Origin of the sequence: Rhizobium sp. C4, assembly GCF_021026315.1 — a bacterium.
In the GTDB taxonomy this organism is placed as follows: Bacteria; Pseudomonadota; Alphaproteobacteria; order Rhizobiales; family Rhizobiaceae; genus Ensifer_A.
Genome location: NZ_JAJNCX010000027.1, coordinates 1 through 23897 on the forward strand (window position 1 = coordinate 1; position 23897 = coordinate 23897).

21 protein-coding genes are annotated in these 23897 nt (G+C 63.4%); 11 read left to right on the forward strand and 10 right to left on the reverse strand.

Going from position 1 to position 23897, the window contains the following annotated elements; translation table 11 throughout:
* Positions 1-75 precede the first annotated feature (75 nt).
* Positions 76-1872, reverse strand: coding sequence for a hydantoinase B/oxoprolinase family protein (locus tag LQK84_RS24235; protein ID WP_230831368.1), 1797 nt, complete (start codon positions 1870-1872; stop codon positions 76-78).
* A 21-nt stretch (positions 1873-1893) separates the two neighbouring features.
* On the reverse strand, positions 1894-3969 hold the full coding sequence (locus LQK84_RS24240) for a hydantoinase/oxoprolinase family protein (RefSeq protein ID WP_230831369.1): 2076 nt from the start codon (positions 3967-3969) through the stop codon (positions 1894-1896).
* A 267-nt stretch (positions 3970-4236) separates the two neighbouring features.
* Between LQK84_RS24240 and LQK84_RS24245 the strand changes: the two genes are divergently transcribed.
* On the forward strand, positions 4237-5241 hold the full coding sequence (locus LQK84_RS24245; protein ID WP_230831370.1) for an AraC family transcriptional regulator: 1005 nt from the start codon (positions 4237-4239) through the stop codon (positions 5239-5241).
* Positions 5242-5247: 6 nt separating this feature from the next.
* Here the strand turns inward: LQK84_RS24245 and LQK84_RS24250 are convergent, their stop codons facing one another.
* The 7 genes from LQK84_RS24250 to LQK84_RS24280 form a co-directional block, all read right to left on the reverse strand.
* The gene (locus tag LQK84_RS24250) at positions 5248-6261 is read right to left on the reverse strand and encodes a branched-chain amino acid ABC transporter permease (protein WP_230831371.1); all 1014 of its coding nucleotides are present in this window, start codon (positions 6259-6261) and stop codon (positions 5248-5250) included.
* The gene (locus tag LQK84_RS24255) at positions 6258-7157 is read right to left on the reverse strand and encodes a branched-chain amino acid ABC transporter permease (protein WP_230831372.1); all 900 of its coding nucleotides are present in this window, start codon (positions 7155-7157) and stop codon (positions 6258-6260) included. The genes LQK84_RS24250 and LQK84_RS24255 overlap by 4 nt, the downstream gene beginning before the upstream one ends.
* A complete protein-coding gene (locus LQK84_RS24260) occupies positions 7150-7881 on the reverse strand; it encodes an ABC transporter ATP-binding protein (RefSeq protein WP_230831373.1) in 732 nt (243 codons plus the stop codon). The genes LQK84_RS24255 and LQK84_RS24260 overlap by 8 nt, the downstream gene beginning before the upstream one ends.
* Entirely contained in the window at positions 7874-8605 is a 732-nt protein-coding gene (locus LQK84_RS24265; RefSeq protein ID WP_442967016.1) for an ABC transporter ATP-binding protein, read from the reverse strand. The genes LQK84_RS24260 and LQK84_RS24265 overlap by 8 nt, the downstream gene beginning before the upstream one ends.
* Before the next feature lie 66 nt (positions 8606-8671).
* Complete coding sequence (locus LQK84_RS24270; protein ID WP_230831375.1) at positions 8672-9973, reverse strand: ABC transporter substrate-binding protein; 1302 nt, start codon at positions 9971-9973, stop codon at positions 8672-8674.
* 92 nt (positions 9974-10065) lie between these two features.
* Positions 10066-11163, reverse strand: coding sequence for an NAD(P)-dependent alcohol dehydrogenase (locus LQK84_RS24275; protein WP_230831376.1), 1098 nt, complete (start codon positions 11161-11163; stop codon positions 10066-10068).
* Between the two features lie 69 nt (positions 11164-11232).
* Positions 11233-12705: a benzaldehyde dehydrogenase gene (locus LQK84_RS24280; protein WP_230831377.1), complete on the reverse strand. Its 1473-nt coding sequence runs from the start codon at positions 12703-12705 to the stop codon at positions 11233-11235.
* A 330-nt stretch (positions 12706-13035) separates the two neighbouring features.
* Between LQK84_RS24280 and LQK84_RS24285 the strand changes: the two genes are divergently transcribed.
* Positions 13036-14820, forward strand: coding sequence for a sigma-54-dependent Fis family transcriptional regulator (locus LQK84_RS24285; protein WP_230831378.1), 1785 nt, complete (start codon positions 13036-13038; stop codon positions 14818-14820).
* Here the strand turns inward: LQK84_RS24285 and LQK84_RS24290 are convergent, their stop codons facing one another.
* Positions 14821-15726 carry a LysR family transcriptional regulator gene (locus LQK84_RS24290; RefSeq protein ID WP_230831379.1) on the reverse strand — a complete coding sequence of 302 codons (906 nt, stop codon included), beginning with the start codon at positions 15724-15726 and terminating at the stop codon, positions 14821-14823.
* 134 nt (positions 15727-15860) lie between these two features.
* On the opposite strand from LQK84_RS24290, the gene LQK84_RS24295 reads away from it, so the two are divergent.
* The 9 genes from LQK84_RS24295 to LQK84_RS24335 all read left to right on the forward strand — a co-directional run bounded on the left by LQK84_RS24295 (position 15861) and on the right by LQK84_RS24335 (position 23856).
* Positions 15861-16583, forward strand: a complete 723-nt coding sequence (locus LQK84_RS24295; protein WP_230831380.1) for a LamB/YcsF family protein — start codon at positions 15861-15863, stop codon at positions 16581-16583.
* Between the two features lie 73 nt (positions 16584-16656).
* Positions 16657-16890 carry an acetyl-CoA carboxylase gene (locus tag LQK84_RS24300; protein WP_230831381.1) on the forward strand — a complete coding sequence of 78 codons (234 nt, stop codon included), beginning with the start codon at positions 16657-16659 and terminating at the stop codon, positions 16888-16890.
* Positions 16890-18254 carry an acetyl-CoA carboxylase biotin carboxylase subunit gene (locus LQK84_RS24305; RefSeq protein ID WP_230831382.1) on the forward strand — a complete coding sequence of 455 codons (1365 nt, stop codon included), beginning with the start codon at positions 16890-16892 and terminating at the stop codon, positions 18252-18254. The genes LQK84_RS24300 and LQK84_RS24305 overlap by 1 nt, the downstream gene beginning before the upstream one ends.
* A gap of 17 nt (positions 18255-18271) precedes the next feature.
* Complete coding sequence (locus tag LQK84_RS24310) at positions 18272-19147, forward strand: 5-oxoprolinase subunit B family protein (protein WP_230831383.1); 876 nt, start codon at positions 18272-18274, stop codon at positions 19145-19147.
* Complete coding sequence (locus LQK84_RS24315) at positions 19137-20108, forward strand: biotin-dependent carboxyltransferase family protein (RefSeq protein ID WP_230831384.1); 972 nt, start codon at positions 19137-19139, stop codon at positions 20106-20108. Before LQK84_RS24310 ends, LQK84_RS24315 begins: the two co-directional genes overlap by 11 nt.
* 263 nt (positions 20109-20371) lie before the next feature.
* The gene (locus tag LQK84_RS24320) at positions 20372-21124 is read left to right on the forward strand and encodes an ABC transporter ATP-binding protein (RefSeq protein WP_230831385.1); all 753 of its coding nucleotides are present in this window, start codon (positions 20372-20374) and stop codon (positions 21122-21124) included.
* A complete protein-coding gene (locus LQK84_RS24325) occupies positions 21121-21855 on the forward strand; it encodes an ABC transporter ATP-binding protein (protein WP_230831386.1) in 735 nt (244 codons plus the stop codon). The genes LQK84_RS24320 and LQK84_RS24325 overlap by 4 nt, the downstream gene beginning before the upstream one ends.
* A 1-nt stretch (position 21856) precedes the next feature.
* Positions 21857-22762, forward strand: a complete 906-nt coding sequence (locus tag LQK84_RS24330; RefSeq protein WP_230831387.1) for a branched-chain amino acid ABC transporter permease — start codon at positions 21857-21859, stop codon at positions 22760-22762.
* 5 nt (positions 22763-22767) lie between these two features.
* The gene (locus LQK84_RS24335; RefSeq protein ID WP_230831388.1) at positions 22768-23856 is read left to right on the forward strand and encodes a branched-chain amino acid ABC transporter permease; all 1089 of its coding nucleotides are present in this window, start codon (positions 22768-22770) and stop codon (positions 23854-23856) included.
* Positions 23857-23897 lie beyond the last annotated feature (41 nt).

Consider the following 23897-nt stretch of genomic DNA (forward strand, 5'->3'; position numbering starts at 1 on the left):
GGAAGTTCCCCTTTTTAAGTTATTGATATGGAGACGTGAACGGAGCGCGGCTGGCCGCGCCCCGGAAGCTTGAAATCAGGCGCGCGCGCCAGCACTGCCGGCCAGTTCGCCCCGCAGCGCGGTCGTCTTTGGAAGATCGAGTGCGAATTCGCCCGAGCGCTCCTCGACGAGGACCACGCCATAGATGTCGCGAGCGCGTTCCAGGGTTTCGTAGCGTTCCAGCACGTCATGCAGGACGCGTTTCGGGTCGCGTTCCAGCGGCGAGCCGTAGCCGCCACCGCCGGCCTGGTTGCCCTTGACGATCTCGCCCTTGTTGAGCGTGATCGCCGCCACGCTTTCCAGCTCTTCGGCATTGCCGTTGGCGCTGACCTTGAAGTGGCGGCATTTCTCGCCTTCGAGACCGCCACGCACGCCGCGCGGCGGGAAGACGGTGCCGTCGCAGGGCCAGAGCACTTCCATCGGTTCGTCGGTCGGGCCATAGGCCACTTCCATGGCCGGAGCCCCGCGGAAGCGACCGGCTCCACCGGTTCCCGACATGACGCGGATATAGTGGACCTGCATCGGGTGCTTCAGCTCGTCGATCTCGACGGAGTCGCGATACATCAGGCCTGCGGCAACCGGCAGGCCATAGGTCAGCCAGCCATCGGCAGAGGGGCTGCCCGGTCCGCCGGAATTGGCGAGGAACAGCTGGTTGACATAGTCGCCATCGCCATTGCGCAGGTCCTTGCCGGAGACCACGGCGCAACCGGCACCGAGCCCCATGCCGCCTTCGGCAAGGCCGCTGCCGTCGCCGATCTGGGCGAAGGCGGACTGCACGATGTTGACCAGACGGTCGGCGACATTGGTGGTCGAGACCGAGCAGCTATGCGGGAATTTCGGCTTGCCGGCGACGGAGCCTTCGCGCAGCAGGAGATTGATCCGCTTGAACGAGCCGGCATTGCGCGGAACGGACGTGTCGATGGAATTGAACACGCCGGCAATGGTCGAGGCCGAGGCGCAGGCCTCGCTCTCGTTGAAGCCGCAATCGATATTGTCGATATTGTCCATGAGGTCGACATCGATCATCGCATTGTCGGGATCGATGCGGATCTCGACATTGAGCGGGATGCCGTCCGGCAGCAGTTCGCCGAAGGGATCGTGCTTGCCGCTGTTCTTCAGCGTCACCTTCGGCAGGGCCTTGATGACATTGATCATCCGCTGTTCGGAATAATAGAACCAGTGGTCGATGAAGGCCTTGATCGTTGCCTTGCCGTATTTCTCGCAAAGCTCCTTCAGGCGACGCTCGGCGATGCGGGCAGAGCCGATGCCGGCGAGGAAGTCGCCATACCATTGGCCCGGCACGCGGATGCGCGACTGGCACATGCGCACGATGTCGTCGATCATCGTGTAGTCGCGCTGGATGCGCACGGCCGGAAAGATCAGCGCGCCTTCGGCATACTGGTCCTTGGCGCCCGCCATATAGGTGGTGGGAAGCGGATTGCCGATATCGGCCTGATGGGCCTTGGCAACGGCGGTGAAGAGATGCTCGCCCTCGACAAAGACCGGCACGAGATAGGTGTGGTCGCCGGCATGCGTATTGCCGGTATAGGGGTCGTTGTGGAGGAAGCAATCGCCTTCCGCCAGCGTATCGCCGGCGAAATCCGTCATCGCTTTCGTCTGCAGATGGCTGCCGAAGATGTGGATCGGCAGGCCTTCTGCGGAGGCGAGCAGGCGGTTGTCACCGGTGCAGATCGAGCAGCTGAAATCGCGCGCGCTGTTGATGACGCCGGACCGCGCCGAGCGCAGAAGCGTATTCGTCATCTCGCGGATGATGCTGTCGATGCGGTTGGAGATGACCGCCGTCATATAGGGGTCGAATTCCTGAATGGTCATGTTCGTAATCCCTGTTTGAACTCAAGCGGCGTCGGCGAGCAGATAGCTGCCGGCAGCACTGACGATGACGGTGTCGCCGGGGCCGACGACGAGCGTGGTGGTCGGCTCCTCGATGATGGCGGGCCCGGCAATCCGGTGGCCGGGCGCAAGGTCGCTGGCCCGATAGATTGGCGTGTCTGCCGTTGCGCCGCCGCCGAAATAGCAGGGCCGCGTATGTGACGGCTTCGCAGTCTTGCCGCCGGAGGTCTCGCCGGTCGATGTTTCGGGATTGGCGATCAGGACCGTCAGGCGGGCCTTCCAGTTGACCGTTTCGACCGGGCTCTTCGGATCGCGAACCGCAAAGACCCGCTCGTGAACGTCATGGAAATTGTTCACATAGGCTTCGAGATCGGCCTGCGAGGCGAAGCGGTCGGAGGCGAGCGGCGTTTCGAGTTCCCAGACCTGGGCGAGATAACGCGCCTCGCCGAAGAAATCGATGCGGTAGCGATCGGACGCGCCGAGCTTGTCCTTGCGGAAGGTTTCCAGCCGGGCTTTCAGGTCCGCGAGCGTCTGGTTGACGCGCTCGAAATCGAAATTGCTCGACAGCGTGACGAAGCTTGCGACCTCTTCCGCGACGATATCGGCAAACTGCATGCCGCTCGCCGAAAGAGTCGACGCGGTCTTAGGCAGGATGACGCGGTCGCAACCGAGTTCGCGGGCAATGTCGAGAATGTTGATGCCGGCAGCGCCGCCGCCTGCAACGATCGTGCTTTCGCGCGGGTTGAGCCCGTCATTGATCGTCACGTCGTTGACGGCCCGGACCATGAGATTGGTGGCAAGGCCGAGAATGCGGAAGGCGGTTTCTTCGAGCGAGAGGTTCAACCTGTCGGCCACGGTGGCGATCGCCTTGCGGGCGGCCTCCATGTCGAGCTTCATGCGCCCGCCGAGGAAGAATTCCGGGTCGAAATAGCCGAGAACGGCGGCGGCGTCCGAAACGGTCGGCAGCGTGCCGCCACGTCCGTAGCAGGCGGGACCGGGAACGGCGCCCGCCGACATCGGGCCGACGCGCATCAGGCCGCCATCGTCGATCCAGGCAATCGAGCCGCCGCCGGCGCCGATGGAGCGCATGTCGACGGCGGAAATGCCGAGAAGGTCGCCGGTGTAGCGTTCGCCGAGCCAGGTGTCGCGGCTGAAGGTCGGGCGGCCGTCGCGGATGATGCCGACGTCGAAGGTCGTGCCGCCGGTGTCGCAGACGATGACGTCCTCGCCGAGGCTTTCGAGCCGCGAATAGGTGATGCCGGCAATCGGGGCCATGGAGGGGCCGGAGCCAATCATGTAGATCGGCTTTTCGCTCAACGCCTCGATGGTCGAGCAGCCGCCGCTCGCGGTGCTGATCAGGATCTGGTTGGCATAGCCCTCGGCGCGCAGGTCGCTTTCAAGCTCGTGCAGATGCTTCTGCATCAGCGGCTTCAGCGAGGCGTCGATGGCGGTGGCCGAAGCCCGACGATATTCGCGGACGATCGGGTTGAGGCGATGCGAGAGCGTGTAGGGAACGCCCGGCATGATCTCCTCGATCATCGCGCCGATTGCCTCTTCATGCGCCGCATTGGCAATCGACCAGAGGAAGCAGACGGCCACCGCCTCATAGCCCTTGGCCTTCAGCGTCTCGACGGTCTGGCGCGCGGCCACCTTGTTGAGCGGGCGCGACACCGTGCCGGCGGAGGTCATCCGCTCCTCGATCTCATAGGTGTGGCGGCGCGCGATATAAGGCTCGGGATAGTCCTTGCTGAAATCATGCGGATTGAACTTGCCGCCCTCTTTCAGGAGCAGCGTATCGGGAAAGCCTTCCGTGGTGAGAAAGGCCGTCTTCGCCACGGTTTTCGTCACGATGGCATTGGTGGCGCGCGTCGTGCCGTAGATCAGGAGCGCGGTGTCGGCAAGCAGCGCCTGGCCGGTCATGCCGAGTTCGGAGGCGGCGGCGGCAATGGCCGCGCGCATGCCGTTGAAGATGCGGTCCGGCGTGGTCAGTGACTTGCCGGTGGTGAAGTTGCCCTTTTCGTCGCTCACGACCACGTCCGTGAACGTGCCGCCCGTATCGACAGAAACCCGATATCTCATGATGAAGCTCACACCTGGAGCAATTCCAGCGAAAGCGGAAACCGGTTTCGCGTCCGGAATTGCGTTAAGTTGCCCTGAAGCCGCGGCGATCCCGTGGCCATGAAGCGAGGTTAGCGCTGGCTTGGTCGCGCGCCATTAGCGAAAAGCGCCCTATCTCTTGCCGAAAAGCGTCCTTGCCCGGCGAAGCTTTTCGCAGGTGCGAGGAAACTGTTTACAGCGGGGAAAAGCTGCGTCAGACTGTCCTTCATGGCCGAACAAGAAACCAAAATGGGAACGATCGGCGCACTGGGACCATCAAAGCCGCCCGGCGAGCTATTGTTCGACGTCGCATCGGTAACTACGCCTGAACGGCGGGTTGGCGCGTGGACGGATGCGCTTCGTCATCACTACTATCCGCTTGATCTCGTGACGAAGGGACCGAGCTTCGATGTCGGGCGGATGTATATCCGCGACATCGCCTCGATCCGTGTCGGTTCGCTGGAATGCGACCCGATGGAGGTGCATCGCCGGCGCAATCACATCGCGACCCATGCGGACGAGTTCTACATGATCCCGATCACCAGCCGCTCGCCGCTGATGCTGACGCAATTCGGCCGCGAAGCCCAAGTGGAGCCGGGCGATCTCGGTTTTGTCGGCACGGGCTCGTCCTATGTCTATCGCCAGCCGATGCGCGACCGCTTCACGGCGCTGCGCATTCCAAGCGCCGTGCTGCGCAGCCGCATTCCCTATGCCGACGACCTGACGGCCTCGACCTTTTCGGGGCGGCAGGCGATGGTCTCTATCTTCCTCGACTATGCGCGCTCCTGCCTCCAGCATGGCGACACGCTTTCGAAGGAAGAGGAAACTGGCGTCTTCAAGACCTTCATCGATCTCTTCGCGCTCGCAATCAGCGCGCCGCGCGCGGAGCCGCAGGAGGAAAGCTCGATCCGCATCGCCCATCGCCGCCGGGCGCTTCGCTATATCGATACGAATATTGCCGATCCGGAGCTGCATTGCGGCTCGGTGGCGCGGGCGCTCAAGATTTCACCGCGTTATCTCCAGAAGATTTTCGCCGAGCGCGGCGAGCGGCTGGCCGCCGTCATCCGCGCCCGGCGCATTGCCGAAGCCCAGCGGCTGCTGGAGGATACGGGTCCCGGATCACTCTCCATCACGGAAATCGCCTATGCCGTCGGCTTTGACGATACGGCCCATTTCAGCCGCGCCTTCCGCGAGGAGACGGGCATGACCGCGCGCGACTTTCGCGGCGCAGCCAAGCCGAATTTCAGTTCGTGAAAGGCTTCAGGAGGCCTCGTTCTCGATCGGTGCTTGCTTCAGCAATGTTCCCATCGGCAGAAGATCGCCGCCGCGTTTCTGGCGGATGAGGCCCCAGAGCCCATCCGGCAAAGCGAGCGCGAAGACGATGGCGATGAAGCCGAGGCCGAAGAGATACCAGACGCCGTAGCTGCTGAAACTCTCCTGCAGGACAAAGAAGATCAGCGCGCCGAGGATCGGTCCCTCGAAGGTGCGAAGCCCGCCGACCAGAACCATGAACAGCATGAACACCGTCCACTGCACCCCGAAATTGGTGCGCGGCAGGAAGGTGATGGCGCTTGCCAGCCAGATCGAGCCGGCCAGCGCCGTGCCGAAGGCGGCAAGCACGAAGATGATCCGCTTGGTCTGCATGACCGAGACGCCGACAGACAATGCTGCTTCCTCGTCATCGCGGACGGCCTGCGCGGCGCTGCCGATCTTCGAGCGCAGCACGCGGAAGGTCAGCACCAGAAAGCCCGCCATGGCGACAAGACCGAGCCAATAGGTGACGTCGCGGCGGAAATCAGGCGCATAGGCGTTGAGCGCGATCAGCGAATTGCCCGTATCGCCCTGCACGAGCGGATCGAACATCACGCAGATACGCACCACTTCGGCAATGACCCAGGTGGCAATGGCGAATTCGCCGGCCTTCAGCTTCAACGCATAGAGCGAAATCGGAATGGCAATCGCACCGGCGATGAAGGCGGCCCCGACGAGAGCCAGCCAGGGGTTCAGCCCCCATTCCACCAGCCTCAGCGTCAGATAGGCGCTCAGGCCGAAAAAAGCCTGTTGTCCTACGGAGACGAGGCCCGCAAAGCCGGCAAGCAGGTTCCAGACGACAGCGAGCAGGATGTAGATCCAGAGCGTCGTCAGCTTCTCGACCGCTGTCGCCGGAAGCACGAGCGGCGCGACCGCGAGGGCGGCGAGGATGACGCACGAGGTCCAGACGGTGCTAAGGCCCGCCGGTGTCCAGCGTTCGTATTGGAAACGGGAAATACTCATGCGCGCCCTCCCTTGAGCGACCGGAGGAGATTGACGATGCCGAGCGAGCCCGCGCCCTTCATCCGCCACCAGAGAACGGCGAGAAAGACGACATGGCCGAAGAGCTGGAAGAGCTGCGGCGAGATTTTTGCGCCCAGACTCTGGGCGATACCGAGCACGATGCCGCCGGCCAGCGTGCCCCAGAGCGAGCCGATCCCGCCGATGACGACGGCCTCGAAGGCGAAGATCAGTTGCGTCGGGCCGGTATAGGGGTTGATCAGCGAGCGCATGGCGAGAGCCGCGCCTGCAAGGCCCGCGAGAACCATGGCAATCGCCACCGTCGCCCGCTGGATTCGGCGTGCATCGATGCCGGAGAGTTCGGCTGCCTCTTCGTCTACCGTCGTTGCCCGCATGGCGCGGCCGAGCTTGGTGAAGCTGAGAAGCAATTGCAGCGACACGAGCACCACGACGGAAGCGACGAAGATATAGACCGGCAGCTTGCCGACCGAGATATGGCCGGGCAGTTTCCACGACGCCCAGGCGAGATTGCCGATGAAATTGCCCAGCGATTTCACGTCGGAGGAAAAGACGCCATAGATGCCATTCTGGATCACCGCGCCGAGACCAAATGTGGTCAGCAGCGGCAGCAGGAAGCCGCCTTTCATGGTGCGGGCGAAGAGGAAGGCCTGCAAGGCCCAGCCGAGTAGCCCCATGACCGGCAGCGTGAGCACGATCGCCCAGAGGATCGGCATGTGCCAGGTGGCGACCAGATAGATGATGAGATAGGCGGCCAGTACCGCCAGATCGCCATGCGCCAGATTGAGAAAGCGCGTGACGCCCAGCATCAGCGAAAGACCCGCAGCAAGGATCGCGTAATAGCCGCCGAGCAGCACGCCCTGAATGATCGCATCAAGCATGGGCCGCACTCCGCTCTTCGCCCTTGGCGCTCAAGCCGAAATAGGCACTGGTGATATCGTCATGCGTGAGTTCGCCGGAGGCGCCTTCAAGCGTGATTGCGCCTTCCAGCAAGCAGATGACGCGGTCGGAAAAGGTGAGAGCCCGGCGCAGATCCTGCTCGACCACGACGATCCCGGTCTTGCCCGAGGCCTTGAGCTGGGCAAGCGATTCATAAAGGCCCTCGATGGCAATCGGCGAAAGCCCGAGCGAGACTTCGTCCATGATCACCACATCCGGATTGGTCATCAGCGCGCGGCCGATGGCCACCGCCTGCCGCTGACCGCCGGAGAGATTGCCGGCGAGCGAGCGCATGATGGGTTTCAGCGCAGGCAGCGCATCGAGCACCGTTTCCATCGTCCAGTCACCACGCCGGCCATGTTCACCTGCAACCTGCAGATTTTCGCGCACGCTCATGTCGGGGAAGAGCCTGCGGCCTTCCGGCACCATGGCGAGACCTGCCGCAACGCGCTTTCCCGGCCTCACTGCCGAGATGTCCTGACCGTTGAGCGTGACCGAGCCGGTCATGTCGGTGTGGACACCGGTGATGGCGCGAAACAGCGTCGTCTTGCCGGCTCCGTTGGCGCCGATAACGCCCAGAACTTCGCCCTTGCGGACGCTGAACGAGACGCCGCGCACTGCCTGCAGAAGTCCGTGCTGAGCCTGGATATTCTTCACTTCAAGCATGCTCTTTCATCCCCCCGAGATAGGCGGCCATGACGGTCGGATCGCGCATGACGGTCTGCGGATCGCCTTCGGCAATGACCTCGCCGGCGCTCATGCAGACGAGACGGTCGATGACCTTCAGCAGCGCATGGAGAATATGTTCGATCCAGATGATCGAGAGGCCCGAGGCCTTGAGATCGGAGATGAGCGCGACCAGCGTCACAAGCTCCGCCTCGGTCAGCCCGCCGCCGATTTCATCGAGAAGCAGGACGCGTGGGCGGGTCGCCAGCGCCCGCGCCAGCTCCAGCCGCTTGCGGTCGAGCAGGCCGAGAACGCCCGCAGGACGGTTGGCGGATGCCAGCAGGCCGCTGCGAGACAGGGCTTCGGCTGCCAGATCCTCTGCTTCGCCTTCCGGAAGACCGGACCCGTGCTGTGCCGCAACCAGCGTATTTTCAAACACGGTCATGCCGAGAAACGGCCGCGGCACCTGATGCGTGCGCCCGATGCCGGCAAGACAGCGCGATGCCGCATCCGCACCGGCAACGCTCTTGCCTTCCAGCACGATCGTCCCGGATGTCGGCGTCAGCGATCCGGCAATCAGCGAAAACAGCGTCGTCTTGCCCGCCCCATTGGGGCCGACAATGCCCAAAGCTTCACCTTCTGCCAGCGTGAAGCTCGCATCCCTGACGGCCTGAAACGCGCCGAAGCGCTTGTTCAGGCCATGTCCTGACAAGATAATCCCCATATGCCCCATCCAAGCCTGCGCATTGCAGCCGAGGCGCGGGTGAGCGCCTCGGCCGGTTCATGGCGATCAGCCGAGTTCGAACGGCTTCAGCGGCGCGGTGAGCGGCACCTTCGGCACGAGCACGTTGGAGGTGACCTCCAGCGTGAACGGGAACTTGCCGCCATCCTTCTTGAGCCATTGCGTGCCGACGAGACCGGTGGCGGCGCAATTCGGAACAGGTCCGGCGGTAAAGTCGACCAGGCCGGTTGCGGTCTCGACCTTGAGCTTGGACAGGGCTGCGGCGACGGCGGCCTTGTCCTTCGGATTGCCGGAGGCCTTCAGGGCGCCGATTGCGGCATCAAACAGCGCCATCTGCGCGCCGACCTGCTGGCTCCAGGGCTTGCCGGTTGCCTTCTCGAAACCATCGGCCAGTTCGTCGCATTTCTTGCCCGTGACGGGCGAGACGAAGGGATAGGCGCGGTGCCAATAGGCGCCGGAGGCAATGCCGTTGCCGAGATCGCCCATCGCTTCCATTTCGACCTCGAAGAGGCCGGCCTTGGCGATCTGCATGATCTTGACCTGCTGGGCGAAACCCTTCTGCGCCGCCTGGCGCCAGAAGACCGGGAAGTCCGGCGGGAACGGGAAGGAATTGACGATTTCGACGCCGGCATTCATGAACGTCGAAATCTGTGCCGAGAAGTCGGTGATGCCGTTTTCATAGGGGCCGGCATCGGTCACGGTGAAGCCGGCCTTCTGGAGCGCCGGGATCATGACGGCGCGAATGGCGTTGCCGTCGGCGTCGTTCGGCAGCAGCACGCCGACCTTCTTGTTGGTGGCAATCTTTGCCCACTGGTCGATATAGACGGCGGCGAAGTCGGAAGCGCCGAAGGAGAAGTGATAGGTCCATTTGAACGGCGACGGCGCGCCGGGCTTGGCGCCGCGACCGAAATAGACGGCCTCCCAGGGGGCAACGGTCGAAAGGCAGGGCATCGCGCCGGCCTCGCAGGCATCGGCGACCGGGTTGATCGTTTCCGGCGTCGAGGAGGTCATGACCAGATCCACCTTGTCGGCGGAAATCAGCTCCTTGGCGACCTTCGAACCCGTGACCGGATCGGACTGCGTGTCCTTCAGCACGAAATTGACGGCATAGGTCTTGCCGCCGATCTCCACGCCACCCTTGAGGGCCGCGTTCACCAGCCCGAGTACATATTCGTCAGCCTCGGCAAAGGGGCTCAAGGGGCCGGACCGTGCATTGATCCAGCCGATGTTGATCGTCTCGCCGGCCGCAATGGCGTTGCGAACGAAGGCGGGGGCGGCAAGTGCGGCGGCGACACCCGCCGTGCTTTTCAGCAGGGTGCGGCGCGTCAGGGAATTTACCAGTCTGCTCATTCAGTCCTCCCAGAATTTTGAGCGATGAAATGCGAAATTGTGGTTCTCGCGCGGGCCGCTCCTCCAAGATCGGCCCGCGCGGGAAGTCGGCGTCACATGCGGACGATCGGCTTGATCGTCTTGCCGCTTTCGGAATCGTGGATCGCGGCATTGATCTCGTCGAAGGGGTAGAAGGTCACCAGCTTGTCGAAGGGGAAAAGGCCCTTGGAATAGAGTTCAACCAGTTCCGGAATGAAGGTGTCCGGATTGGACTCGCCCTCGACAATGCCCATGAGGCGGCGGCCGCCGGACATGAAATGCGTCTCGTTGAGCTGCAATTCGGCGTCCGGTCCAGAGGCGCCGAGAATGCCGCAGGTGCCCTTGTTGGCGAGCGACATGACGGCCGAGCGGATAACGGCCGGAATGCCCGTTGTATCCAGCGCGAAATTGAGGCCGCGCCCGGTGATCTTCATGATTTCTGCTACAGCATCCATCTTGCCGGGATTGACCGTGTGGGTCGCGCCGAGTTCCTTCGCGAGCGCCAGACGGCCATCGTTCATGTCCACGGCGATGATCGTTGTTGCGCCCACGACCTTGGCGGCCATAATCGCGGAAAGGCCGACCGAGCCCGTGCCGAAGACGGCAAAGGATTTGCCGTGGCTGACCTGCAGCGCGTTCATCACGGCGCCTGCACCGGTTTGGACGCCACAGGCAAGGGGCCCGAGCAGTTCGAGCGGCGCGGTGTCCGGCACCTTGACGACGTTCAGTTCGTTGCAGATCGCGTAGGTGGCAAAGGACGACTGGCCGAAGAAATTGGAATGGATGGTCTCGCCGTTGGCAGACAGCGCGGTCGAGCCGTCGGTGCGGGTGGCGAAGAAGTTGCGCGGGAAGAATTCCTCGCAATAGGTGATGGTGTTTTCCTTGCAGCACTGGCAGGTGCCGCAGGAGGCAAAGGTCATGACGACCTTGTCGCCCGGCTTCACCTTGTAGACGGCCGAACCGACCTTTTCGACAATGCCCGCGCCCTCATGGCCGAGAACAACGGGAAGCGGCGTCGGCAGCATGCCGTCGCGCACCACGAGGTCGGTGTGGCAGACGCCGGTGGCGACGACCTTCACCAGGATTTCATTGTCGCGCGGCTCTTCGATATCGATCATTTCAAGCGAAAGCGGCTTGCCCGTCTCGCGAGCGACTGCGGCTTTGATCTGCATGGGTTTTCCTCCTGAATGTGTGGGAATGACGGGCGCGGCGAACCGCGCCCGTTTGCGCCTTGGGAGATGTCAGAACGGATAGGGCGTGGCGGCGTCCTTGACGGAGATCCACTTCCAGGTGGTGAATTCCTCGATATCGGCGGGGCCGCCAATGCGGGTGCCGTTACCGGACTTGCGCGGGCCGCCGAAGGGGGCGAACGGTCCACCATTCACCGTCTGGTCGTTGATATGGACCATGCCGACATCCAGCTCGTCGGCAATGCGCATGGCGCGTGCCGAATTGGCGGAGATGACGCCGGCGGCAAGGCCGTATTCGCTGTTATTGGTCAGCTCGATCGCCTCTTCTTCCGTCTTGAAGGTGGTGATGCAGGCAACCGGGCCGAAGACTTCCTCATGGAAGGCGAGCATGTCGGGCGTTACGCCGGAGAGAACCGTGGCGGCATAGAAGCGGCCATCATGCGTGCCGCCGGCGAGCAGCTTCGCGCCCTTGGCGACGGCGTCGTCAACGAGGCGCTGGATATTGGCGACCTGGCCGTCCGAGATGATCGGGCCAAGCGCGACCTGGTTGGTGGAGGGATCGCCGACCGGCAGGTGCTGGGCCTTGGCGACCAGCTTTTCGGTGAGCGCTTCGGCAATCGACTCCTGCGCGAGGATCAGGCCCGTCGCCATGCAGATCTGGCCCTGATGCAGGAAGGCGCCCCAGGCGGAGTTGGAGGCGGCGATGTCGAGATCGGCGTCATCCAGCACGATCAGCGAGTTCTTGCCGCCGAGTTCCAGCTGCACCTTCTTGAAATGACGGCCCGCCACTTCCGCAACCTTGGAGCCGCCGCCGGCGGAGCCGGTGAAGGAAATCATCGCGATATTCGGGTCCTTGCACATGGCTTCGCCCGCATCCGCACCGCCCGGCACGATCTGCAGCACGCCCTTCGGCAGGCCGGCCTCCTCGAAAATGCGGGCAATGATGATGCCGCCGGAAATCGGGGTGCGCGGGTCGGGCTTGTGGACGACCGTGTTTCCAAAGGCGAGCGCTGCGGCAATCGAGCGAACTGACAGAACCAGCGGGAAGTTGAAGGGCGAGATCACGCCGACAACGCCATGCGGCACGCGCTTGGCATAGTTCGTGCGCTCATCCATGGTCGGCAGCATCAGGCCGGTCGGCAGGGTGGCAAGCGTGGCGGCATGGCGGATGAAGAGCGCGCCATGCTCGATCTCGATCCCCGCCTTCGGGTAGATCGAGCCGCTCTCTCGCATGATCCACGGGATAAGCTCGGCGCCGTTTTCTTCGAGAAGATCGGCGGCCTTGTTGAGGATCTTGGCGCGCTCGACGCCGGTGGTCTTCGCCCAGGCCTTCTGCACGGCCTTGGCTTCGGCTGCGGCGCGGGCAATGTCGGCCGGCCCGCCGATGCCGACGGAGGCGACCAGAGCGCCGGTCGCCGGATCGCGGACCTCTGCGACGCCAGCCGTCGTCTTCTGCCAGTCGGCGAAGAAGGCCAGACCCTGCCAGCGCTCCGCATCCAGGAAATTCTGATTGTGCACGTTCATCTGTTCTCTCCTCAATGTTGCTCCTCAGGCCGGGGGAGAGGCAAAGCTTCGCCGTCGCTCGAAACGCTGGTTTTTCAGCGGCTTGAGCGTTTGAGGTCCGACGATGTCCGGGCGTGAAGCCCTCCCTTTGCCGCCTCCTCAAGCGGTGAGAACCAATTTGCAAAGAGCGTGCCAGATCGAGATGACGGGAGGCGCGCTGCATTCAAGCACTTGAAAAAACTCAATTCCGTGCGGCGACCATCTTGCAGGGCCGGGAGGACTTGCGTTTCCGCAAATTCATTATACGATAAAACTATTCATGAAATCATGAATTCGTTGGGAGGCGAAGACATGAAGAAGAAGCAGCCGGGCCTGATATCACTCGCCGAAGCATCCAAGGGTTTCGAGACGCTGAGGGCGCGCGGCGCCTATCGTGAACTCGCCGACGGGGCGGCGCCGACGCTCAAGGAACTCACCGAAGCCATCCATTTTTCGCTGGGCGACGGGCGCATCTGGCTCAACGACCAGCGCGTCGTGCTGATGCAGTCGAAGGTGCTGGGACGGCTCCGGCAGGAAATCATCGACGCCTTCGGCATCGAAAGCGCCAAGGCCCTGTTCATGCGGGTCGGCTATATGCAGGGCGTGCGTGATGCCGAACTCATCCAGACGCGCTTTCCGACAAAGGACCTGACGCATGCGCTCGCCGCCGGCCCGCGCGTGCATACGCTGGAAGGCTTCGTGAAGGTGACGACGAAGCATTTCGAATATGATCTCGAAAAGGGCACCTATTTCGGCGAGTTCGACTGGCACGATTCCTCCGAGGCCGGCGAGCATATCGCGGCTTATGGCCTTGCCGCCGAGCCGGTCTGCTGGATGCAGACGGGTTACCCGTCCGGCTATTCCAGCTTTCTCTTCGGCCGCCCGATCATCTTCCGCGAGGTCGCCTGCGCCGGCATGGGGGCAGATCATTGCACCGTCATCGGCCAGAATGCCGAGGCCTGGGGCGCGGATGCGCCGGAGCGCGAATATCTCGGCCTCGAATGGAAAGCCCCGCGAAGCCGCAGCGCCCGGCCGAAATCTCAGCGGACGGAACCTGACGTCGCGACGACGACGGCCGAGGCGTCGCAAGGCGGGGTCGTTGGCGTTTCGGCAGCGCTGCTGCGGACGCGTCACATGCTGGAGCGGGTGGCGGATACGGATGCGACCGTGCTCTTCATCGGCGAGTCTGGTGTCGGCAAGGAGCTCTTCTCCAACCAGCTTCACCTGATGAGCCCGCGCGCCAACGGCCCCTTCGTCCCGATCAACTGCGCGGCGATCCCCGACAATCTGGTCGAATCCGAACTCTTCGGCGTTGAAAAAGGCGCGTTTACGGGGGCTACGGCCTCGCGCGCCGGCTATTTCGAACGCGCCTCGAGCGGCACGCTCTTTCTCGACGAGATCGCCTCGCTGACCTACTCCGCGCAGGGCAAGGTGCTGCGTGCGGTGCAGGAACGCAAGATCGAGCGGGTTGGCGGGTCGCGAACGATCCCGGTCGATGTCCGTGTCGTTGCGGCCTCGAATGTCGATCTCGCCAGCGAAGTGCGCGCCGGGCGGTTCCGGCAGGACCTTTACTTCCGGCTTTGCGTCTTCCCGATCGTCATTCCGCCGCTGCGCGAGCGGCGCGACGACATTCCGCTTCTGACCGAACATTTCCTCAAGCTCTTCCGCGCCCGACATCGCCGCGACGTCACCGGCTTCACGCGGCGCGCGATAGACGCGCTGCTGGCCTATGATTTTCCAGGCAATATCCGCGAATTGCAGAACCTCGTGGAGCGCGGTGTCGTCTATGCCAATGAGGGCGGGCAGATCGATATCCAGCATCTGTTCACGGGCTTCGAGCGGACGCCCGCCTTGGGCATGCACCTGACCGACGAGGGGCGGATCGAGGCGGAGATGGTCGGCCCGTCCGCCATCCAGACACCCACAGCCCCGGTGCCAACCGCGATGCGCAGCCCGCAGGAGCTGAAAGCCATGGAGCTGTCACTCTACGAAAGCGCGCTGCAGGAGGCCGGCGGCAATGTCTCTGCAGCGGCGCGCAAGCTGGGTGTGACGCGCGCCAGCCTCGAATATCGCCTCAAACGGCACGGCCTGATCTGATCAGCCGCCGCCGCCCATGGTCACCGACATGAAGGCGCGGAAGGCCGCTGCCGCCGAGCTGATGGACCGCGACTTCGACCAGGCAAGGCCGACGTCCATGCTGGGGACCGGCTCTTTCAGCCGCCGCACTTCGATGCGCTGGCCTTCCAGCGACCACGGCCGATAGACCATGTCGGAAAGGATGGTGACGCCGACACCGGAGGCGACCAGCGAGCGCACGGCCTCGACCGAGCTGGTCGAGAGCACGACGCGCGGCGAGAAGCCGGAATCGACCCAGTAGCGGGCCGCCGTCTTGCGCGCCTCGTCGACGGTTAGCATGACATAGTCTTCATCCGCCACGTCGGAGAGGCTGATCTCCTGCTTGTTGAGCAGCGGATGGTCGGCGGCGAGCCAGAGGCGTCGCGTCGAGCGCATCAGCATTTCCTGCTCGATCTCCTCCCGGTTCTGCAGGTTCGAGACCAGCATGACCGCCATGTCGAGATCACCCGCGACCAGACGGTTTTCCAGCGCCCGGCGGGGCAGTTCGGCAAGCTCGACTTCGATATGCGGATAGGTCTTGCGGAAGCGCGCGTAGTAGCGCGACATGAAATAGCCGACCACCGTGTAGGTCATGCCCAGCCTGAGCTTGGCATTGAGCCCCGTGCGCTCGCGCAAGGGTGAACGCACGGCTGCTGCAACCGCGCCGGTAATGACCCGCGCATGATCGAGAAAACGCGCCCCTTCCATCGTCAGGCGAACGCCCGCATGGGTGCGCTCGAACAGCACAACGCCAAGTTCCATCTCCAGCGACTTGATCGCTGCGGTCACTGCCGATTGAGAAATGTTGAGGTCCACCGCGGCATGACTCACCTGACCGCTATCGGCAGTTGCAATGAAATAATCCAGCTGTTTCAGCGTGATAGCCATGTTTTCTGCCCCTTTTCGGAATTATCTGTTTTTTCGATATTACATTCAAAAAATGACTATTTCACAAGAACCCTTAACTGCGCAAACATTGCTGCAACGCCGCAAAGACGGCAGATGAATGAGGGGTACCAACCATGCCGGTCACATTGAACTGTGACATGGGAGAGAGCTTCGGCCTCTACCGGATGGGCGACGACAGTGGACTTATGCCGCTGATCGACGTCGCCAATGTCGCCTGCGGTTTCCACGCATCCGACCCCAATCACATGCACCAGACCGTCCAGAGCGCCAAGGCGTCGGGCGTGAAGATCGGCTCGCATCCAGGCCTTCCCGATCTCCAGGGTTTCGGTCGCCGCGAGATGCGGATGACGCGGGACGAAGTGCGCAATGCCATCGTCTACCAGACCGGTGCGCTGCTCGGCTTCATGAAGCCCGAGGGCATGACGCTCAATCACATCAAGCCCCATGGCAGCCTCTATTTCATGGCGATGCAGCAGGAAGCCGTGGCGCACGGCGTTTGCGATGCTGCGGAAATCTTCGGCGTGCCGCTCTTCGGCATGACCGGGACGCTGCATGAGGAAGTCTATACGGCGCGCGGCATTCCCTTTGTCGCCGAGTTCTACGCCGACCTCGAGTATAACGCTCAGGGCAAGCTGATCCTGAGCCGCGTCCACGACGCCAAGGACCCGGCCAAGATGGCGGAGCGCTGCGTGCGCGCCATCACCGAAGGCAAGGGCACGGCCGAGGACGGAACGCTTTTCCCGGTCCGTTGCGAGACCATCTGCGTGCATTCGGACACCCCGAATGCCATCGATATCGCACGGGCCGTGCGGGACGCGATCGCGCCCTGGCATTGACCGGCATCATGACCGCATGATCTTTGTGCGGTGCAATATAATTTCTCCCATATCAGACGAACTGGAGCACCTCATGGCACAGATTCTCTCTCCGCTTCCCGGCACCTTTTATCGCAGCCCGTCGCCAGGCCAGCCGGCTTACAAGAATGATGGCGACAGCGTCGCTGTCGGCGACGTCATCGGCCTCATCGAGGTGATGAAGTCCTTCCACGAAGTGAAGTCCGAAGTCGCGGGCTCCAACGTCCGCTTCACGGCAGACAATGAAGAGCCGGTCATGGCCGGCGCACCTCTGGCGGATCTCGACTGATGCTCAAGAAACTGCTGGTCGCCAATCGCGGGGAAATTGCGGTCCGGATCATCCGGGCGGCGAAGGATCTCGGCATCAGGACGGTGGCGGTGCATTCCGCCGCGGATGCGACCTCGTTGCATGTGCTTCTGGCCGATGAAGCGGTCAATATCGGCCCGCCCGCCGCCAAGAAGTCCTATCTCAACATCGACGTGATCATCGAGGCTGCCAAGGCAACCGGCTGCGACAGCATCCATCCGGGCTATGGCTTCCTGGCTGAAAACGCCACCTTCTCGGATGCCGTCACGGCCGCCGGCCTCGTCTTCGTCGGTCCATCGGGTGACGCGATCCGGCTGATGGGCGACAAGGTTTCGGCCCGCTCGGCGGCTGCTGCCGCCGGTGTTCCGGTCGTTCCGGGTTCGACGGGCCGCGTCGAGGGCATCGATGCCGGCCGCCACGTCCTGATCGACACGGGCTTCCCGGTGATGATCAAGGCGGCGGCAGGCGGCGGCGGTCGCGGCATTCGCATTGCCAACACTCTCGCCGAATTCGAACAGGCCTTCCCGCAGGCCGAAGCCGAAGCGCTCGCCGCTTTCGGTGACGGCGGGCTCTATATGGAAAAGGTCATCGGCAAGGCGCGCCATATCGAGGTGCAGGTTCTGGCCGATGGCACGCATGCCATCCATTGCTACGAACGCGAATGTTCGCTGCAGCGCCGCCGCCAGAAGGTCTGGGAAGAAGCGCCGTCCCGCGCCCTTTCCGAAGAGCTTCGCGAGGAGCTTTGCAGCTCGGCGGTGGCGCTGGCCAAGGCAGTTGGTTACTCTGGCGCCGGCACGGTCGAATATCTCTATGACGACGAGGCAAACCGCTTCTATTTCATCGAGATGAACACCCGAATTCAGGTGGAACATCCGGTCACCGAAGCCATCACCGGCATCGATCTGGTGGCCGAAATGCTCCGCATTGCCGGCGGCGAGCCGCTGCGCATCAGGCAGAAGGACGTCTCGGTGCGCGGCCACGCCATCGAGGTTCGCATCAATGCCGAAGACCCGTCGAAGGACTTCGCGCCATTTCCCGGCACTGTCGGCGATCTGCGCATTCCGGGCGGGCCCGGTGTTCGCTTCGATTCCATGCTATACCCGGGCTACCAGGTGCCGCCTTTCTATGACTCACTGCTCGCCAAGCTCATCGTGCATGGCGAAACGCGCGAGGCGGCCATCACGCGGCTCGTGCGTGCACTCAGCGAACTCAAGATCGATGGCATGAAGACGACCAAACCGCTCTTCCTCGCGCTCGCCGCCGACCCGTCGGTGCAGGCAGGGGACGTGCACACCCGCTGGCTGGAAGGCTGGCTCAACGACAACGCGGCGAAGCTCGCGGACTGACGGAAAAAGGGGAACGAATGTCGATACGTTTCAACTTCGGGGGTGACGAGCATATCTTCGGCGAAGTGTCCGAAGCGATGTCGTTGGACTCCTTCTTCATCGGCCTGTCGATGACCAATGCGGTGAAGGCCGCCAACATCAAGGGCGTCACCGAAATCTGCCCGGCCAATGCCAGCTTCCAGATCCGTTTCAACCCGGATCTCATCAAGCCGCAGGACCTCTTGAAGGAACTGCAGTCGATGGAGGATGCCGCCTCCAAGTCGGACTCGGTGCTGAAGACGCGCATCATCGAACTGCCGGTCTATTTCCAGGACCCGTGGACGCATGAAACCTGCATGCGCTTCCGGGAGCGCCATCAGGATCCGAATTCGACCGACCTCGAATATTCGGCCCGCATCAACGGTTTCGCGACGATCGACGAGTTCATCGCCGCCTATTCCGGCCAGCCTTGGTTCGTCTCCATGGTCGGCTTCGTCGCCGGTCTGCCCTTCCTCTACCAGATGGTGGAGCGGCAGAAGCAGATCCAGGCGCCGAAATATCTGCGCCCGCGCACGGATACGCCGAAGCTCACCATCGGTCATGGCGGCTGCTTTGCCGCGATCTACTCGGTCCGTGGTGCCGGCGGCTACCAGATGTATGGCGTGACACCCGCGCCGATCTATGACCCGACCCGCAAGGTCCGCTATCTGACGGACGAGATGTGCCTGTTCAAGCCGGGCGACATCGTCAAGTTCAAGTCGGTCGGCCGCGATGAATATGACACGCTGCTGGAGGCAGTGGATGCCAACACCTGGCAGCCGACGGTACGCGAAGCCGATTTCTCGCTGACCGAATTCAACAAGGACATGTCCGGCACCAATGCCAAGCTGATGGAGCTGATCAATGGCCGTTAAAGTCATCTCTCCCGGTCTTTCGACCTCCGTTCAGGACCTCGGCCGTCCGGGCTACTACCATCTCGGCATTCCGGAAGGCGGCGGCATGGACCGTTTCGCCACCCGCATTGCCAACCTGCTGGTCGGCAACGAACCGGGCGCTGCCCTGCTGGAAGCCACCTTCATGGGGCCGGAGCTGGAATTCACCGAAGCCGCCACCGTCGCCGTGACCGGCGGCGAGCTGCCGCCCAAGGTGAACGGCGAAGAGCGCCCGACCTGGGAAAGCTTCCCGGTCAAGGCCGGCGACCGGCTCTCCTTCGGGTACCTGAAGGGCGGCGCACGCGCCTATATCGCCATCTCCGGCGGCATCGACGTTCCGGTCGTGCTCGGTTCGCGCACGACCTATGTTCTCGGCGCGCTCGGCGGCTTTGAAGGCCGCGTGCTGAAGGCGGGCGACGAGCTGCCGATCGGCACAGGCACGGGCACGTCCGGCAAGTCGCTCCCGGCAAATCTCCGCCGCCCGCAGATCAGCCCCGCCGAACTGCGCATGCTGCCCGGGCTCTACTGGCACCGCATTACGGAAGCCGCCGGCAAGCGCTTCTTCGAAGACACCTGGAAGGTCGCACCTGAAGCCGACCGCATCGGCTACCGCTTCCGCGGTGGCGCGCCGCTGGAATTCGTCGAGCGCGAACAGCCCTTCGGCGCGGGTTCCGACCCGTCGAACATCGTCGACGCCTGCTATCCTTATGGCTCGATCCAGGTGCCGAGCGGCACCGAGCCGATCGTGCTCCATCGCGACGCCGTTTCCGGCGGCGGTTACATGATGCTCGGCGTCGTCATCTCCGCCGACATGGACCTCATCGCGCAGCTCCAGCCGCATACGCCGGCCAAGTTTGCGCCGGTGACGCTCGATCAGGCGCTCGCCGCCCGCGCGGACAATGCAAAGCTCATGGCGCGCGCCGAGGAATACCTCGCCGGCTGACGGCGGGGTCAAAGCATAAGCCGGCTGGGGAGGCCGGTCCAAGGAAGGGAACCGCCGGCCAAAGCCGGTTCCGCCGCGCCCGATGACAAGATCGGGCGCGTGAAACGACAAGACGAAGCCGTCAAACGGCGAGATTTTGGCATTCCGAGCACCGCGCCAAAGACGGAGCCGGAACTGATAAGGGGAACACCGCGAAACCGACCTGCCGGACGATCCGGCCACGGTGTCGCGTGCCTTCCCCTTCAAACGAGAAAGAAGGGGATATGAGCTATCTCAGTGCGGAAGACGTTTCCGTGGCGTTCGCGGGCCTCAAGGCCCTGTCTTCGGTCAACCTGAAGATCACGCCCGGCCATATCAGCGGCCTGATCGGTCCCAACGGGGCCGGCAAGACGACGCTTGTCAACGTTCTGACGGGTTTTCAGGCTCCGACCTCCGGCGCGGTCACGCTGGACGGCAAGGCGCTGACCGGCCTCAAGCCGCATCAGGTTCGCCGGCGCGGCATTGCCCGCACCTTCCAGGGCGGCCGGCTGTTTCGTGACTTGCCCGTCATCGACAATCTCGAAGTCACCGGCGTCGGCCTCGGCATGAGCCGCCGCGCTGCCATTGCCGAAGCCGAAGCCATGCTCGAATGGGTCGGCATCGCGGCCTTGAAGAACCGCATCGCCGGCACGCTGCCTTATACGGATGAACGTCGCGTTGCCATCGGCCGCGCGCTGATGGGCCGTCCCGCCTATATTCTCCTCGACGAGCCTGCCGCTGGCATGAGCGCGCCGGAAGCCGCCGATCTCTCGGACATCGTCCGCCGCGTTGCCAAGAACCTCGGCATCGGCGTCCTCATCATCGAGCACAATGTCGGCCTCGTTCTCGGGCTTTGCGACCATATCGTCGTGCTCGATTCCGGCGCCGTCATCGAAGAGGGCGACCCCGCCGCCATCCGCGACAGCGAGAAGGTCCGCCATGCCTACATGGGCACCGCCGCCGACACGGTGCGCGCCAACCTGGAGGTGATCGCATGACCCTGCTGAACCTCGTTGACGTTTCCGTTCGCTATAGCCGCCTGACCGCCGTGCGCGGCGTATCGCTGAACCTGAAAGAGGGCGAAGTCCTCTTCGTCACCGGTCCGAACGGCGCCGGCAAATCCTCGCTGCTGCGCGCCATTGCCGGCGTCACACCGACCGCCTCCGGCCATGTCGAATTCGACGGCGCCGAAATCACCGGCCGCACGCCGGAAGACATTGCCCGCCTCGGCTTCTCCATGGTGCCGGAAGGCCGCGAAGTCTTCGGCTCGCTGACCATCGAGGAAAACTTGCTGGTCGGCGCGGGCATGCATTCGCGCAAAGCCGGCTGGAAGGCAGAGACGGCCGTCGACCTGGAGTCGGTCTACAACACGTTCCCGATCCTGAAGGAACGCCGCAACCAGCAGGCCGGCCTTCTTTCCGGTGGTCAGCAGCAGATGCTGGTCATCGGCCGCGCGCTGATGACGCGTCCGCGCCTGATCGCCATCGACGAACCCTCGCTCGGCCTCGCGCCCAACATTACCGACCAGGTCTATGAGCGGCTCATCGCGCTTCAGGCGGAGCGCAAGCTGACGCTGCTGATCGTCGAACAAAGCTCCACCCGCGCCGTGATGATCGGCGGTCGCATGATCCTCATGCGCTCCGGCCAGATCGTGCTCGATGGCGATGCCCGCGAGCTGGGTAACGGCGAGGCCATGCAGGCCGCCTATTTCGGTTACGAGGACCACTGACATGCTCCAGATCGTCTTCGACGCCCTTTCCCTCGGCTCCCTTTACGCGCTTGGCGCGCTCGGCATCGCGCTGATCTTCGGGGTCATGCGGCTCGTCAACTTCGCCCATGGCGACGTCATCGCATTCTCGATCTTCGCGCTGCTCTGGCCGTCGACCGATGCCATGGCGATCGTGTTTGCCGGCAACCTGCCGTGGTTCCTGCTCATCCCCTTCGTCCTCGCCGTCGGCGCGGCCATCTCGGTTCTCTGCGAAATCGTCGTCTTCCGGCGCTTCCGCAACACCAATCCGGCGACCATGATGATCGCCTCCTTCGCGCTCGGCTTCGTCATCCGCTATTTCCTGCTGATGCTCTATTCGAGCCGTCCGAAATCGATCTCGCTGCTGCCGATCCTGTCGCAGCCGGTCGAAATCTTCGGCGCACGCCTGCCGCTGCTTCAGCTGATCACCATCATCGCGACGATGGCGATCCTCTTCGGCCTCGTCATCTTCCTGCGCCGCACCCGCTTTGGCCTCGAAATGCGCGCCGCAGCGGAGAATTTCTCCATGGCCCGCATGCTGGGCGTCCGCGCCAACCGCGTCATCATGGGCGCCTTCGCACTCTCCGGCGCACTGGCCGGTGCGATTGCGCTGATCTTTGGCATCCAGACCGGCACGGCCGATATCCAGATGGGCGGCGCGGTCATGCTCATGGCCTTCATCTCCACCGTCATCGGCGGCCTCGGCAGCCTTGCCGGCGCGGTGCTGGCCGGCTTCCTCCTCGGTGCCGCCTCGGTCGTCATGCAGGTCATCCTGCCGGTCGATGCGCGCCCCTTCCGTGACGCCTTCGTCTACGGCGCCGTCATCCTCGTCCTCCTGTTCCGCCCGCAGGGTCTCATTGCCGCCCGCGGCACGAAGGAAAGGGTCTGATTTCCATGTCCACATCCTCCCAAACCATTGACCCGATCCTGAGCAGCGAAGCGATTGCCGCCCGCAAGCCCGCTCCCTTCGCGCTCGCCGGAAAGTCCATCGTCACGCCGATCCTGCTGGTGCTCATCCTTCTCGTCATCGCCTTTGCAACGACGATGATCGGCTCCAAGCCGTTCAACCAGGTGATCATCGACCTCTTCGTCCGCGTCATCCTCGTCGTCGGCCTCTATGTCTTCATCGGCAATTCCGGCGTCATGAGCTTCGGCCAGATCGGCTTCACCTGCCTCGGTGCCTATGTTGCCGCCTGGCTGACGATCAACCCGGTGATGAAGAAGATGGCGCTGCCGGGCCTGCCCAGCTTCATCATGCAGGCCAAGCTCGAATACTGGCAGGCGGCGATCCTCGCAGCCCTCTTTGCCGGCGTTGCGGCCCTCATCTTCGGCCGCGTGCTGATGCGGCTTTCCGGCATCGCCGCATCGATCGCGACCTTCGCCATGCTTGCGATGATCAACACGATCTATTCCAATTGGGACCGCGTCACCGGTGCGACGTCCTCCGTCGTCGGCATCCCGATCGTCCGTTCGATCTGGCCCTATTTTACCGCTGCCGGCATCGTCATCTTCATTGCCTGGCTGCATGCCATCTCGCGCTCGGGTCTGGCGCTGCGCGCCGCCCGCGACGAACCGACGGCAGCATCGGCCTCCGGCGTCGACATCCCGAAAGAACGGCTGATCGCCTTCGTCATCTCGGGCGCCATCATGGGTGTCGGCGGAGCGCTCACCGCCCATTCCATCGGCGTCGTCACGCCGGACAATTTCTATCTCAGTCTCACCTTCGTGACGCTCTCCATGCTGGTCGTCGGCGGCATGGGCAGTCTCACCGGCAGCGTGCTCGGCGTCGTCATTCTCTCGGCGCTGATCCAGGCGCTTCGCTTCCTCGAGGCCGGCATTCCCGTCGGCGGTTCCATGCTGGCGCTCCCCAAGGGGCTCCAGGAAATCGCACTCGGCATCATCATGATCGTCATTCTCGCGCTTCGTCCGTCCGGCCTGTTCGGCAATCGCGAGCTCACTCTCAACCGCAACCGCAGTGAATGACCGCCGGGATTGCCCCGCCGGTTCCGAACAAGGAGACGTCG